This window comes from Streptomyces sp. CBMA156 (assembly GCF_014596515.1).
GTDB lineage: Bacteria > Actinomycetota > Actinomycetes > Streptomycetales > Streptomycetaceae > Kitasatospora.
This window is the reverse complement of sequence record NZ_MSJQ01000448.1, coordinates 15,925-28,025: the sequence shown is the minus strand read 5'-3', so window position 1 is coordinate 28,025 and position 12,101 is coordinate 15,925. Positions and strand designations below refer to the sequence as shown.

The following is a 12,101-nucleotide window of genomic DNA, read 5'->3' as shown; positions in this document are numbered from 1 at the left end:
CCGGGCCGTTCGGCGTTTCCGCTTCTCCAACCTCACCGGCCCGGCGTCCCAAATCCCAGGTCACGGCGCTGAGACGGACGGAAGTGTCTCACAACCCCCGGAGACGCTCGACCGTGCACGTCGCCGTGGGGCGCGGGGCGGGGGGGGTGGGGGGCCGGGGGGGGGCGGGCCGGGCGGGCGCGCCGGGCGGCGGGCCGGGGTCAGCCGGTACGGGAGGCATGACCTGAGTCTCCTCCGCGTCGCCGCCCCAGTACACCGGAGGCTGCTGCGACTGATCCGAACGGAGGCCCGGTGCCCCCGGAACGGGGCCCGGCGCGCCCGGGGGCACGGCGTGGCCGCCCGGGTGGCCGGGGTGTCCCTGGACCGGTGCCGGCTGCTCTCCGTACCCCGGCGCCTGGTGGGCCGGGGTACGGACCGCCTGCGGGTGCGGCGCCGGACGGTAGGGCTGGAACTGCTGGTCGGACGTGCCCCAGTAGCCGGGGGCGTCAGGGGCGTCGTTCATCAGACCTCGAGCAGCTCGGCTTCCTTGTGCTTCAACAGCTCGTCGATCTGGGCCACGTACTTGGCCGTGGTGTCGTCGAGCTCCTTCTCGGAACGGCGGCCGTCGTCCTCGCCGATCTCGCCGTCCTTCACCAGCTTGTCGATGGCGTCCTTGGCCTTGCGGCGCACGGCGCGGATCGAGACCTTGGCGTCCTCGCCCTTGGTGCGGGCGACCTTGATGAACTCCCGGCGGCGCTCCTCGGTCAGCTCCGGCAGCACCACGCGGATGATCGAGCCGTCGTTGGACGGGTTGACGCCCAGGTCGGAGTCGCGGATCGCCTGCTCGATGGCCTTCAGCGCGGTCTTGTCGAACGGCGAGACGACCGCCATCCGCGGCTCCGGCACCGAGAAGGAGGCCAGCTGGTTGATCGGGGTCTTGGCGCCGTAGTACTCGGCGACGATCTTGGCGAACATCGCCGGGTGCGCGCGGCCGGTGCGGATGGCCGCGAAGTCGTCCTTGGCGTGGAGGACGGCCTTCTCCATCTTCTCCTCGGCCTCGAGGAGGGTCTCTTCGATCACTGTGGTCTCCCTGTCCGGTTCATCTGCTGTTGTCCCGACCGGTGTCGGCGCGGCGGCCGGTAGCGGCGCCGGCGCCGCCCGGTACGGCTGGTTGCTGCTCAGGCCCGGACAGAATCCTGGCTGATGAGTGTGCCGATCTTCTCACTCTTCACCGCGCGCGCGATATTGCCCTCGGCCAGCAGCTCGAAGACCAGCATCGGCAGGTTGTTGTCCTTGCACAGCGTGATCGCGGTGAGGTCGGCGACCTTGAGGTCGCGCGCGATGACCTCGGAGTACTCCAGCGCGTCGAACTTGACCGCGTCCGGGTTGGTCCGGGGGTCGGAGTCGTAGACGCCGTCCACGCCGTTCTTGCCCATCAGCAGGACGTCCGCGTGGATCTCCAGGGCGCGCTGGACGGCCGTGGTGTCGGTGGAGAAGTACGGCATGCCCATCCCGGCGCCGAAGATCACCACGCGGCCCTTCTCCAGGTGCCGGACGGCCCGCAGCGGGAGGTACGGCTCGGCGACCTGGCCCATGGTGATGGCGGTCTGGACCCTGGTCTCGATGCCTTCCTTGACCAGGAAGTCCTGCAGCGCCAGGCAGTTCATGACGGTGCCGAGCATGCCCATGTAGTCGGAACGGGCCCGGTCCATGCCGCGGACCTGGAGCTCGGCGCCCCGGAAGAAGTTCCCGCCGCCGATGACCACCGCGACCTCGGTACCGGCACGGACGACGGTGGCGATCTCCCGGGCGATCGCGTGCACGACGTCCGGGTCGACGCCGAGCCCGCCACCACCGGCGAAGGCTTCACCGGACAGCTTGAGCAGCACCCGGCGGCGCGAGCCCGCCTTGGGGTCCTGCGCGGTCTCCTGCGTCTCCTGCATGGACTTCTCCTTTTTGCACCTACTGGTCACAGGCGCGGGTGTGCGGATGCCCCGCCTGCGTGTACACGCGAGGAGGCCACTGCCGCGGGAACCGGTTCGGTGTCCTGCACGGCAATGGCCTCCTCGTCGTTCATGGTGCCGACGCGAGCCCGCCCGTCGGCGGTAGGCGTGGGGTGAGCCCGTTCGGCGTTCCTCCCGCCCCGGTCAGCGGGCGGGGGCGGTTCCCAGCGTAAGGGGGCCGGGGACCAGGTGGAACGTGGCTCAGGCGCCGACGCGGAAGCGGGCGAAGCGCTTGAGGGCGACGCCGTTCTCCGCGAGGACCTTGGCGACGGTCTTCTTGTTGTCCTTCGCGAAGGCCTGCTCCAGGACGGAGTTCTCCTTCACGAAGCCCGTGACGCGACCCTCGACGATCTTCGGCAGGGCGGCCTCCGGCTTGCCCTCCTCGCGGGCGGTGGCCTCGGCGACGCGGCGCTCGTTCTCGAGCTCCTCGGCCGGGATCTCCTCGCGGGACAGGTACTTCGGCGCGAAGGCGGCGATGTGCTGCGCGACGTCCTTGGCGACCTCGGCGTTCTCCTTGTCCAGCTCGACCAGGACGCCGACGGCCGGCGGCAGGTCGGGGCTGGTCTTGTGCAGGTAGACCGCGACGAAGCCGTCACCGTCGAACTGGGCGAAGCGACGCAGGACGATCTTCTCGCCCAGCGAAGCGTTGGCCTCGTCGACGAACTGCTGGACGGTCTTGCCGGCCTCGATCTCGGAAGCCAGGGCGGCGTCCAGGTCGGCCGGGGCCGACTTGGCGACGTGGGCGGCGATCATGGCGGCGACCTCGACGAACTTCTCGCCCTTGGCGACGAAGTCGGTCTCACAGTTCAGCTCGACCAGGACACCGGACTTCTTGTCCTCGGCGATCAGCGCGGCGACGGCACCGTTGGAGGCGTCGCGGCCCTCACGCTTGGCAACGCCCTTCTGGCCCTTGATGCGCAGGAGCTCGACGGCCTTCTCGACGTTGCCCTCGGCCTCGTCCAGGGCCTTCTTGCAGTCCATCATGCCGGCGCCGGTGAGCTCACGGAGCTTCTTGACGTCCGCGGCGGTGAAGTTCGCCATGGTGTGAATCTCTTCTCGCGTCTCGCGTGTCTGCGTGGAGTGGCGCCGGGACCGGTGGTTCGGTCCCGGCGCGGGAGAGAGGGGCACCCGCCGGTTTCGTACCGGCGAGTGCCCCTCACCCTTGGTACGTCAGGCCTGCTCGGCCGGAGCCTCGGCGGCGGGGGCCTCGACGGCCGGAGCCTCGGTGGCGGCAGCCTCGACGGCGGGGGCCTCGATGGCAGCGTCGGCGGCGGGGGCCTCGATGGCAGCGTCGGCGGCGGGGGCCTCAACGGCGGCGTCGGCGGCGGGGGCCTCCTCGGCCTTCTTCTCGCCCTCGAGGATGTCCTTCTCCCAGTCGGCCAGCGGCTGGTCGGCACCCGGCTCGGCCTTGACGTCGCCCTTGGCGACACCGGCGCGGGACTTCAGGCCCTCGGCCACGGCGTCGGCGATCACGCGGGTCAGCAGGGTGACGGAGCGGATCGCGTCGTCGTTGCCCGGGATCTTGTAGTCGACCTCGTCCGGGTCACAGTTGGTGTCCAGGATGGCGACGACCGGGATGTTGAGCTTCCGGGCCTCGCCGACCGCGATGTGCTCCTTCTTGGTGTCCACGATCCACACGGCGCTGGGGACGCGCTGCATGTCACGGATACCGCCGAGGGTCTTCTCCAGCTTGTCGTGCTCGCGCTGGAGGACCAGGAGCTCCTTCTTGGTGAGGCCGGAACCGGCCACGTCCGAGAAGTCCAGCTCGCCGAGCTCCTTCAGACGCTGAAGGCGCTTGTAGACGGTCGAGAAGTTGGTCAGCATGCCGCCGAGCCAGCGCTGGTTCACGTAGGGCATGCCCACGCGGGTGGCCTGCTCGGCGATGGCCTCCTGGGCCTGCTTCTTCGTGCCGACGAAGAGGACGCTGCCGCCGTGGGCAACGGTCTCCTTGATGAACTCGAAGGCGCGGTCGATGTAGTTCAGCGACTGCAGGAGGTCAATGATGTAGATGCCGTTGCGCTCCGTGATGATGAAGCGCTTCATCTTCGGGTTCCAGCGGCGGGTCTGGTGACCGAAGTGGACGCCGCTCTCCAGCAGCTCCCGCATCGTGACGACGGCCATTGCCGTACTCCTTGGTGTTGCGGCCCGGCAGCGGCACTGCGTCGCAGCGATAGCCCACAGCCGGGTCAGGCTCGGTTTGTCCGTGGCGGCCAGGTGACAGCCACGCCTGACGCCCCGAACGTGCCGAGCCGCTTGCGCCCGCCCGGCCTGGGGCCGGTCGGGCTCGGCGGACCGAGCGGCACTCGCACCTGGCGGGGCCGCGGACGAACCGCGTCCGACCGCCGGTGGCGGGGCGTGCGAAGTCGACCCGGCAGACCGGGTCGCGTGTGAAGTGTACGGGAAGCGCCGAGGGGCGGGCGACTCCACGGGCGACCAGGCCCCCGCCGGGGAACTGGGAAGAGCCTGGGAAACGGCCTGGACCGGCGGGTTCCGGTGGGGCTGCGGCGGCGTCGGGGGGCTCGCGGCGCGGGGCTCGGACGGGGGTGAGGTGCGCGGCGGGGGCGCGGGGCTGGGACGGGCGGCGCGGGGCTGGGAGGCGCGGAGGGGCAGGAGGCGGGCGCGGGCTGCCGGGTGCCTGCCCGGGACCGGTGGCCGGCATGCCGCCCGTACACCGGATGGTGGCACTCGTACACCCGTCGGGGGGACGGCGTTCGGGGGTGGAGGCGGTTTGTCCACAGGAATCCGGATCTGGGTGGCGCGCGGGCGGTGGGACGGCCAGCCTGCGGGCATGGCTGGTCGCGGACGGTTCGGTGGAGTGGGCGGGATGGGCGAGGCGGGCGGGGTGGTGGTCAGGACCGTCGGGGCGGTCGGGGTGGTTCGGGGCGGTCGGTGGAGGCGCGGGGTACTGGCCGTGGTGGTGGCGGCGCCGCTCGTGCTGTCGGGGGCTTCGAGTGCCTCGGGTACTTCGGAGGTTTCGGGGGCTTCGGGAGGTAACGGCGCGGCTGACGCCTCGGGCCCGGGCGGCGGGGCCGGGCAGGGTGGTGGACGGGCCTGGCCGGTGGGCGGGCCCGCCGGGCTGCTGGGGCGGTTCGATCCTCCGGCGAAGGCCTGGGCCGCCGGGCACCGGGGCGTGGACCTCGCCGCCGCGCCCGGAGTGGAGGTACGGGCGGCCGCTCCCGGGGTGGTCACCTTCTCCGGACCGGTGGCGGGACGGCCGGTGGTGACCGTCTCCCACCCGGGCTCGGGCTCTCCCCCGCTCCGGACCACCTACCTGCCCGTCAACGGCACCGTCCCGGTCGGCGCCTCGGTGGCGGCCGGGCAGGTGATCGGGCGGCTCGCCCCGGACGGACGGCACTGCGCCGGACGCGACTGCCTGCACTGGGGCTTGCTGCGCGGAGCCCGCTACCTGGACCCACTGGCTCTGTTCGGCGCGGGCACCGCGCGACTGCTGCCGTTGGACGGCACGGGCGGGTAGCGCGCGCGTGCGCGCACTCCACGCACCCGCGCGCCTTCGCTCACCCTCCGGGCTCCCGACGGAGGCCGATCAGGAACGGACGAGCCCGTGCAACACCAGCGCGACGGCGGCGTCGGCGATCTCCTCGGGGCTCTCGGCCGCGCAACCGCCGCGGCCGCCGGCCTGCGCCTGCTCGGCCCGGCGGGTCGCCGCCTCCACGATTCCCTGGACCAGGGTCGCGGCGAGCCGGGGCTGCTCGTGGCCGAGATCCTCCAGCGTCCGGCCGACCAGGCCGGCCAGCCTGCCGTGCGCCGCCCTGATCCGCTCGCGCGCGGCCTCGTCGAGTTCCAGCGCCGAGATCGCCACGACCGCGCGGTGCCGGGGATCGGCGGCCAGCGCCAGCTGGCCCCGGACATAGGCCTCGACCCGCTCGACGGCGGTGTCGCAGCTCGCCATCCCGGCCTCGATCTCAGCCGCCCAGAGCGGGAAGTCCACCTCGCAGAGCGCCTCGACCACGGCGGCGCGGGAGCGGAAGTACTCGTAGACCGAGGAGCGCGCCAGCCCGGTGCGCGCCGCGAGTGCGGGGAAGGTCAGGGCCTCCATACCGCCCTCGGTGAGCAGGGTGCGGGCAGCGTCAAGGAGGGCTGCTCGCTGGAGCTGGCGATGCTCGGCCACCGTGGCCGCTCGGATCTTCGGCACGCTCCCACTCTACGGAGCCCTACCTTGGACCGATACGGCGCCGCGCACCGGGAGGAGCCACAGGCCCACGGCCGACGCCCGACGGCCCGGTTTCCGACAGCCCGGTTTCCGACGTCGCCTCCCGATGCCCTATCGGATGTCCGACAGCTTGGCGCGCAGCTGGAGGACGGACTTGGTGTGGATCTGGCTCACCCGACTCTCCGTCACCCCCAGCACCTGTCCGATCTCGGCGAGGGTGAGCCCCTCGTAGTAGTAGAGCGTCACCACCGTCTTCTCCCGCTCGGGGAGGGTGTTGACCGCCTGGGCCAACAGCCTGCGCAGCTCACGGTCCTCGGCCACCTCGACCGGGTTGTCCGCGCCGTGGTCCTCCAGGGTGTCCATCAGGCTCAGCCTGTCGCCGCCCTCCCCCACCGGGTGGAGCAGCTCGTCCAGGGCCACCACGTTGGCGAGCGACAACTGGCTGAAGATGGCGTGCAGGTCCTCGATCGCGATGCCCATCTCGGCCGCGACCTCGGGCTCGTGCGGAGTCCGGCGCAGCCGGGCCTCCAGCGTCGCGTACGTCCGTTCGACCGCCTTGGCCTTCTGCCGCACCGAGCGCGGGATCCAGTCCAGGGCGCGCAGCTCGTCGATGATCGCGCCGCGGATGCGGCTGATCGCGTAGGTCTCGAACTTGATGGCGCGGTCGATGTCGAACTTCTCGATCGCGTCGATCAGCCCGAAGACCCCGGAGGAGACGAAGTCGGCCTGTTCGACGTTGGAGGGCAGACCGACCCCGACCCGCCCCGCCACGTACTTAACGAGCGGTGAGTAGTGCAGGATCAGCTGCTCCCGCAGCCGCTGGTCCCCGCTCTCCTTGTAGGAGCGCCAGAGGTCTTCGAGCGCCGTTCGCCCCTGCGTCGCGGCATCCCGGGTGTCCTGTCGCCGATCGCCGCCCGCCACCCCCTCCCGGCGGGGCGGGGACAGCGGCGAGGCGAAAGGCGGGGAGGCGGCGCTCCGGGCCTGCGCGCTGCCTGGCTGCCGGAGCGCGCCGGACGCCACCGCGCCGGGGGATGCGCCGGCGGGCGGGCCGGCGGCACCTGCCGTGCCGGCACCGCCAACCGGCTCACCGCCTCGGACCGCGTCCGCGGGCTGGCCTGGTACCACCGCCGGCCGGCCGCCCTGGCGCGACAGGCCTCCCATCGTCCCCGCCGACTTGGACGGGACGTCGGGCGCGGAGCGCCGCTCGGTCCTCGGCCCTCCCGAGGACCGAGCGCCACCGGTCACTCTGTGTCCGGGAATGTGTGTGGGCATGCGTTGGTCTGCGCCGTTCTGCCGAGTCATGTGCTGATAGGGAAGGCATGTGGAGCGTAGCGTGACCGACTCACTGCAAAGCGCTACCGCCACCCGGTCGTCCCTCGATCCGGTGGTGTTCGTACACCGGATCGAGGAGCGAACAGGGGAGCCGGACCGGCAGGCCGGCCGGGCGGCTCCGGCGTACGCTCCCTCGGCGCGAAGGTGTCCTCCGGTCCGGCGCTCACCTCCTCCGCACCATGCGCCAGTGCGCGCCGTGCCGCTCCACATAGCCGAGCGAACCCAGCTCGTAGAGCCGTTGCAGGACCTCGTCCGGCGGGAGACCGGACTGGCGGGCCAACCGTTCGACCGGGGCGCCCTCCGCCGTCGCCGGTACGGCCTCCAGCACCCGGGCCACTGCCGGCTCCAGCAGGTCGCGCGGGAGTACCGGACCGCTGCGCTGCGGCGCCAGGTCGTCCCCGATGGCCCCGATCAGCTCGGTGATCTCGGCCGCGTCGGTGACCAGGACGGCGCCGCCGCTGCGGATCAGGGCGTGCACTCCGGCGGAGAGTGCCGAGGTCACCGGGCCCGCGACTCCCATGGTGTGGCGATTGAGGTCCCGTGCTCGTCTGGCCGTGCTCAGGGCTCCGCTGCGCACCGCCGCCTCGACCACCACCGTGCCCCGGGTGAGCGCCGCGATGACCCGGTTGCGGAGCACGAAGCGGAAGCGGTTCGGGTGCTCCCCCGGCGGGAGTTCACTGATCAGCAGGCCCTGGACGCCGATCCGGCGGATCAGTTCGGCGTTGCCCTTGGGATAGGCCACGTCGACCCCGCAGGCGAGCACGGCCGCGGTCATCCCGCCGACGGCGAGTGCTCCACGGTGCGCGGCCGCGTCGATCCCGTAGGCGGCACCGGAGATCACCACCCAACCGCGCTCGGCCAGCTGGGCCGCCAGTTCACCGGCGACGTGGGCGCCGTAAGCAGTGCAGGCACGGGAGCCCACCATCGCGACCGAGCGGAGCGCGAGCAGCCGCAGCGATCCGGTGCCCGTCACCCAGAGCCCGATCGGACGTCCGTCGCCCAGGTCGTCGAGTTGGCTGGGCCACTCCGTGTCCCCCGGAATGATGAACCGTCCACCGACGTCCTGTACCCGTTTCAGGTCCATCTGCGGGTCCAGCCCCGGGAGCCGCGCCTGGTATCCGGCCAGTCGCGTGGCGTCCAGCCCGGGGTGGTCGGGCACGGTCCCGTCCCGGATCGCCTGGACCACGTCGACGGCGGGGAGTTGGCCGAGCCACCGGCCGACCACCGCGTCCCCCGGTTCGCTGAGCCTGCCGAGCAGCACCCGGGCGAGGCGCTCGGGATCGGGCCCGGTACCGGCTCCGGAACCGGGGACGGCCTCGGCCGGGCCGGAAATTCGAGCGTGCCTCAGCAGTTGGTTCATGCCTCACCCTCCTTGTTCTCCGGATGCTCCTCACGCGGCTCGCGCTTCCCGGACCGACCACTGCCCGGGCTGCCGCGCTGCGCCGGGATTCCGCCGAGCCGGCCGAAGCCCCGTTCGGCCAGCGGCAGTCCGTGCTCCACACCCGTGCGCAGGACCAGGGCGGTGCGCACGTCCCGCTGGTCCGGCCGGTCGCGTCCGGCGAGGTCGGCGACCGTCCAGGCGACCCGGAGCACCCGGTCCAGGCCCCGGGCGGTCAGCAGCCCTCGCTCCAACTGCCGTGCGGCGTCATTGAGTGCGCCGGACGCGAGGTGCCAGCGGGTGCGCAGTTCGTGGCCCGGCACCTCCGCGTTGGTCCGCCACGGAGTGCTCGCCAGGCGGGCCGCCGCCCGTTCCCGTGCGGCCAGCACCCGGGCCGCGACGGTCTCGGTGCTCTCCGCCGAGGCGTCCCGCTCCATGAGCTCGGCCCTGGTCACCGGAGCCACCTGGACCTGGAGGTCGACCCGGTCCAGCAACGGTCCGGACAGCCGCCCCTGGTAGCGGCTGACCATGGCCGGGGTGCACTCGCAGCCCTCGCCCCGCCGCGAGTACCGGCCGCACGGACAGGGGTTGGCCGCCAGGCAGAGCAGGAAGCGGGCCGGGAGTCGCATCGATCCGGCCGAGCGGGCGATCACCACCTCACCCGACTCCAACGGCTGGCGCAGTGCGTCGAGCACCCGGACGGGGAACTCGGGCGCCTCGTCCAGGAAGAGCACGCCCCGGTGGGCCAGCGAGACCGCCCCCGGTCTCGGCAGACCGCTGCCGCCGCCGACGATCGCGGGCATCGTCGTGGAGTGGTGCGGGGCGCAGTAGGGCGCGGTGTCGATCAGCGGACGCCCGACCGGGAGCAGGCCCGCCACCGAGTGGACGGCGGTGACCTCCAGCGCCTCCTGCTGGGTCAGCGGCGGGAGCAGCGAGGGCAGGCGCTCCGCCAGCATCGTCTTGCCCGCGCCCGGCGGGCCCTTCAGATAGAGGTGGTGTCCGCCGGCGGCGGCGATCTCCAGGGCTCGCCGGGCCTCGTACTGGCCGGCCACGTCGGCCATGTCCAGTCGACCCGCCTTGTCGTCGGACAGGCCCCGCACGCTCGCGCTGGGCAGCATCAGCCCGGCGATCAGCGGATCGGGCCGGCCTGCGATCGGATCGGGCGGCTCCTCCGGTGCCGTCGCCCCGGTCAGGATGGCGATGAGTTGGCGCAGACTGCGGACGCCGATCACCGTCGTCCCGGGAACGAGCGAGGCCTCGGGCGCGGTCTGCTCGGCGACCACGACCCGCTCGTACCCGGCGTCGGCGGCGGCCAGCACCGACGGCAGCACCCCTCGGACCGGCCGCACCCGGCCGTCCAGCCCCAGCTCGCCGATGATCAGCAGGTCGGCGATGGCGGAGGGGTCGAGCCGCTCGGCGGCGGCCAGCACGGCGCAGGCCACCGCGAGGTCGAAGCCACTGCCGCTCTTGGGCACCGAGGCGGGGCTGAGGCCGACCGTCAGCTTGCGCTGCGGCCAGGCCTCGCCGCTGTTGACGACCGCGGCACGGACCCGGTCACGGGCTTCGGTGAGCGCCTTGTCGGGCAGGCCGACCAGGGTGAACGCGGCCACCCCGGGCTCCAGATCGGCCTGAACCTCGACGATCACTCCGTCCACGCCGACCAGCGCGACGGAACAGGTACGGGCGAAGGCCATCTCAGACCACCCCCCGCAGGTGGTCGACCAGGGCCGCACCCCGCGCCCGGTTGACCACCGCGACCAGGTCGATCCTGACCCCGCCCGGTGGGGCGGGAGGCCAGTGCGGATCGGTGGGCCCGGGGTCGTAGTCCGGCCCGGCCAACTCGGCGAAGTGACCGGGCCAGCGCTCGGCCATCCAGCGCTCGGCGAGGCGTTGCAGCCTGGCGGCCTTGGCCCGGTCGATGGCCTCGGTGGGCTGCTGGAACCCCCGCTCGGAGCGGGTCTTCACCTCGCAGACCGCCACGGTGTCGCCGTCGAGGGCGACGATGTCCAGCTCGCCCTCGACGCAGCGCCAGTTGCGGTCCAGGATGCGGAGCCCGGCCTCCGCGAGGCGGCGGGCGGCGACCCGCTCCCCGTAGCGTCCGAGGCCGTTCCTGGTGCCGCGCTCCGCGACCGCCCGCGGAGCCTTCCCTGCGTCGGCCGTGTCCGGTACGGCCTGGTCCTGCACGATGGTGTGCTGCATGGTGACCACCTCCGCCGAGGAGGCTGCACCAACACCCATGAAGAGGCCCGGGAATTCTCATCCCCTGTGGATAACTCGGGCCTGTGGATAACTTTTGTCACCCGCAGGGGTGAGAAGCCCCCGTCCCGCGAAATTCGGCTGGACAACTCGGGACAACATCGTCCAACGTCAGCTCCCGAAGCCGGACTCGTCCGAGGGCAGCTCCAGGTCGCTCTTCGCGAGTTCCTCGATGTTCACGTCCTTGAAGGTCAGCACCCGGACCTTGCGGACGAACCGGGCCGGCCGGTACATGTCCCAGACCCACGCATCCGCCATCGACACCTCGAAGAACACCTCGCCCTGGACCGAGTGCACCTGCAACTCGTAGTCGTTGGTGAGGTAGAACCGTCGTTCGGTCTCGATCACGTACTTGAACAGGCCGACGACGTCCCGGTACTCCCGGTAGAGCTTGAGCTCCATCTCGGTCTCGTACTTCTCGAGATCTTCGGCACTCATCCAGGCGTCCCCTCAATTTGTCAGTCCACCCATTGTGGACCACCGCACCCACGGTCAGAGCCGTACCGGATCCACCGGCGGGCCCTCGACCAGCAGCCGTTCCAGGAAGTCCGCCAAACCGGCCGGGTAGACCGTCTCGGCCGTCCCCCTCAGTTCCTCGACCGTCCACCAGCGCGCCGCGAGCAGCTGGGCGTGCTCGTCCGCGCCCGTTCCCCAGTGGTCCAGCCCCGTCTCCGTGGTCCGGGCCAGGTGGAACCACTGCTCCTGCTCGTAGCGCTGTCCCTGGAAGGAGAACGACACCGTGCCGTACGCCACCAAGGGCCCCAGGTCCACTCCCCGCAAGCCGGTCTCCTCGGCGAGTTCCCGCTCCGCGGCCTCGCGCACGCCCTCCCCCGCCTCCAAGCCGCCCCCCGGCGTGAACCACCACGTCTCCCCCGGGGTGGCCGGGTCGGCCCCCAAGAAGAGGAGGATGCGGTCCAGCCCGTCCAGCAGCAGGATCCGCGCCGCCCTGCGACGCCGTGCTGTCATGGCGGCGCTCCACGCT

At 72.2% G+C, this 12,101-nt stretch carries 12 protein-coding genes; 1 reads left to right on the top strand and 11 read right to left on the bottom strand.

What is annotated here, in order from left to right:
* Positions 1–501 precede the first annotated feature (501 nt).
* From frr to rpsB, 4 genes are all read right to left on the bottom strand, one after another.
* Entirely contained in the window at positions 502–1,059 is a 558-nt protein-coding gene (frr, locus tag BU198_RS40770; protein ID WP_188301746.1) for a ribosome recycling factor, read from the bottom strand.
* Positions 1,060–1,157: 98 nt separating this feature from the next.
* Complete coding sequence (gene pyrH / locus BU198_RS40765; protein ID WP_030056790.1) at positions 1,158–1,922, bottom strand: UMP kinase; 765 nt, start codon at positions 1,920–1,922, stop codon at positions 1,158–1,160.
* A 261-nt stretch (positions 1,923–2,183) separates the two neighbouring features.
* A complete protein-coding gene (gene tsf, locus BU198_RS40760; protein ID WP_188301745.1) occupies positions 2,184–3,023 on the bottom strand; it encodes a translation elongation factor Ts in 840 nt (279 codons plus the stop codon).
* Positions 3,024–3,152: 129 nt separating this feature from the next.
* The gene (gene rpsB / locus BU198_RS40755; protein ID WP_188301744.1) at positions 3,153–4,103 is read right to left on the bottom strand and encodes a 30S ribosomal protein S2; all 951 of its coding nucleotides are present in this window, start codon (positions 4,101–4,103) and stop codon (positions 3,153–3,155) included.
* A 937-nt stretch (positions 4,104–5,040) separates the two neighbouring features.
* Between rpsB and BU198_RS44105 the strand changes: the two genes are divergently transcribed.
* A complete protein-coding gene (locus tag BU198_RS44105; RefSeq protein WP_317620525.1) occupies positions 5,041–5,457 on the top strand; it encodes a M23 family metallopeptidase in 417 nt (138 codons plus the stop codon).
* A gap of 69 nt (positions 5,458–5,526) precedes the next feature.
* Here the strand turns inward: BU198_RS44105 and BU198_RS40745 are convergent, their stop codons facing one another.
* The 7 genes from BU198_RS40745 to BU198_RS40715 all read right to left on the bottom strand — a co-directional run bounded on the left by BU198_RS40745 (position 5,527) and on the right by BU198_RS40715 (position 12,085).
* Positions 5,527–6,111, bottom strand: a complete 585-nt coding sequence (locus BU198_RS40745; protein WP_188301749.1) for a TetR/AcrR family transcriptional regulator — start codon at positions 6,109–6,111, stop codon at positions 5,527–5,529.
* 153 nt (positions 6,112–6,264) lie between these two features.
* Positions 6,265–7,074, bottom strand: a complete 810-nt coding sequence (gene whiG, locus BU198_RS40740) for an RNA polymerase sigma factor WhiG (RefSeq protein ID WP_188301743.1) — start codon at positions 7,072–7,074, stop codon at positions 6,265–6,267.
* Positions 7,075–7,648: 574 nt separating this feature from the next.
* Complete coding sequence (gene dprA, locus BU198_RS40735; RefSeq protein ID WP_188301742.1) at positions 7,649–8,845, bottom strand: DNA-processing protein DprA; 1,197 nt, start codon at positions 8,843–8,845, stop codon at positions 7,649–7,651.
* Positions 8,842–10,557 carry a YifB family Mg chelatase-like AAA ATPase gene (locus tag BU198_RS40730; protein ID WP_188301741.1) on the bottom strand — a complete coding sequence of 572 codons (1,716 nt, stop codon included), beginning with the start codon at positions 10,555–10,557 and terminating at the stop codon, positions 8,842–8,844. Before BU198_RS40730 ends, dprA begins: the two co-directional genes overlap by 4 nt.
* Position 10,558: 1 nt before the next feature.
* Positions 10,559–11,062, bottom strand: coding sequence for a YraN family protein (locus tag BU198_RS40725; RefSeq protein WP_188301740.1), 504 nt, complete (start codon positions 11,060–11,062; stop codon positions 10,559–10,561).
* Positions 11,063–11,230: 168 nt separating this feature from the next.
* Positions 11,231–11,557, bottom strand: a complete 327-nt coding sequence (locus BU198_RS40720) for a DUF2469 domain-containing protein (RefSeq protein WP_188301739.1) — start codon at positions 11,555–11,557, stop codon at positions 11,231–11,233.
* 54 nt (positions 11,558–11,611) lie between these two features.
* A complete protein-coding gene (locus BU198_RS40715; RefSeq protein ID WP_188301738.1) occupies positions 11,612–12,085 on the bottom strand; it encodes an NUDIX domain-containing protein in 474 nt (157 codons plus the stop codon).
* Between the last annotated feature and the right edge of the window lie 16 nt (positions 12,086–12,101).